Raw genomic sequence first — 1,983 nt, 5'->3', positions numbered from 1 at the left:
GCGATGGACCGCATCATCGACACCGGTGGTTTCGACGGTGTGCCGGTCGACTATCTCGACGGCGTGGTGTTCGGCGCCGAGGAGAGTTACTTGTGCGTCGGTGTGCGTACCGCCACCCCCGGCCCGGTCAGCGACTACACCGGACAAAACATCTACTACCGCTCCATCCAGCACGGCGCCGGCATCAAAGAAGACCGATTGACGACACACGACTATGTCTGGCGATGGGATGCCGATTGGTTCTGGTGCTCACAGTCATTCGGAGCGCAGAACCCCAAGGTGCGGCGGTTCTGGCCCCGGCGCTACCGGCGCAGCAGCATCTACTGGAAGCTGGTGGCATTCGACCACCGCTTCGGCATCGCCGACCGGATCGAGAAACGCAACGGTCGTCCGCCGCGCGAACGGGTGGTCCAGGATATCGAGGTGCCGATCGAGCGCACATCCGAGTTCTTGGAGTGGTTCCTTGATGCCGTGCCGATCACGCCGATCTGGTTGTGCCCGTTACGGTTACGTGGCCAAGACGACTGGCCACTGTATCCGATCCGGCCCGGATCCACCTACGTCAATGTCGGGTTCTGGTCGTCGGTTCCGATCGGCGCTTCCAACGGCGCGACGAATCGATTGATCGAGGCGAAGGTCGGTTCGCTGGACGGCCACAAGTCGTTGTATTCCGACTCCTTTTACAGCCGCGATGAGTTTGATGAGCTTTACGGCGGTGAAACCTATAAGACCGTGAAGAAGATCTACGACCCGGATTCGCGTCTGCTTGACCTCTACGCAAAGGCGGTGCAACGACGATGACGACCATCAAGGAAACCGCGACCACCAGAACAGGCAAGATGAGCCTCGCCGAGGTCTTGGCGATCTTTACCGGCGGCGCCAAGCGGTCACTGCGGTTCACGGCGTACGACGGCAGCACCGCCGGACCCGAAAACGCCGTGCTGGGAATGGACCTGCTGACGCCCCGCGGCACCACCTACCTGGCTACCGCCCCCGGCGAACTCGGGTTGGCCCGGGCCTACGTCTCCGGGGACATCGAAGTGCGCGGGGTGCCTCCGGGTGATCCGTACGAGCTGCTCAAGTTGCTTGCTGACAAGGTCGAGTTCGGCAGGCCTTCGCCGCGGCTGCTGGCCAGCATCATCCGCGCGGTCGGCATCGAGCATCTGGTGCCCGCACCGCCACCGCCGCAGGAGGTGCTACCCCGCTGGCGGCGGATCGCTGAAGGCATGCGGCACAGTAAGACTCGTGACGCCGAGGCCATTCATCACCACTATGACGTCTCCAACACTTTTTACGAGTGGGTGTTGGGTCCGTCGATGACGTATACCTGCGCGGTCTATCCCCATCCCGAAGCGACCCTGGAAGGTGCGCAGGACAACAAGTACCGGCTGGTCTTCGAGAAGTTGCGGCTACAGCCGGGTGACCGACTGCTCGATGTCGGCTGCGGTTGGGGCGGGATGGTTCGCTACGCCGCGCGCCGCGGTGTGCGAGCGGTCGGTGCCACCTTGTCAGCCGAACAGGCCAGCTGGGCGCAGAAGGCGATCGAAGCCGAAGGGCTGACCGAGTTGGCCGAGGTGCGCCACTGCGACTATCGCGACGTTGCGGAGACCGGGTTCGACGCGGTCTCGTCGATCGGATTGACCGAGCACATCGGCGTCAAGAACTATCCGTCGTACTTCGCGTTCCTCAAGTCCAAATTGCGCACCGGAGGCTTGCTGCTCAATCACTGCATCACCCGCAATGACAACAAAGCGAACTTCCGGGCGAGCAGTTTCACCGATCGTTACGTGTTTCCGGACGGGGAGCTGACCGGATCGGGACGAATCGTGTCGGAGATCCAAGATGTGGGTCTCGAAGTGCTGCACGCGGAGAACTTCCGGACGCACTACGCGATGACGCTGCGTGACTGGTGTGGCAACCTGGTCGCGCATTGGGACGAGGCGGTAGACGAGGTCGGCCTGGCCACCGCGAAGATATGGGGCT

1 protein-coding gene and 1 pseudogene are annotated in these 1,983 nt (G+C 62.6%); both read left to right on the top strand.

Annotation, left to right across the window (positions count from 1 at the left end):
• Positions 1–801: pseudogene (locus WAN71_RS27635) on the top strand (FAD-binding protein); the annotation flags it as partial.
• A partial coding sequence (locus tag WAN71_RS27630; RefSeq protein WP_422228376.1) for a class I SAM-dependent methyltransferase occupies positions 798–1,983 on the top strand: 1,186 nt, incomplete at its 3' end. The pseudogene WAN71_RS27635 and the gene WAN71_RS27630, both read left to right, overlap by 4 nt.

It is taken from the genome of Mycobacterium sp. (assembly GCF_049280035.1).
Classification (GTDB): Bacteria; Actinomycetota; Actinomycetes; order Mycobacteriales; family Mycobacteriaceae; genus Mycobacterium.
Note: the sequence above shows the minus strand (reverse complement) of the source record. Positions and strands in the feature narration are given on the sequence as shown.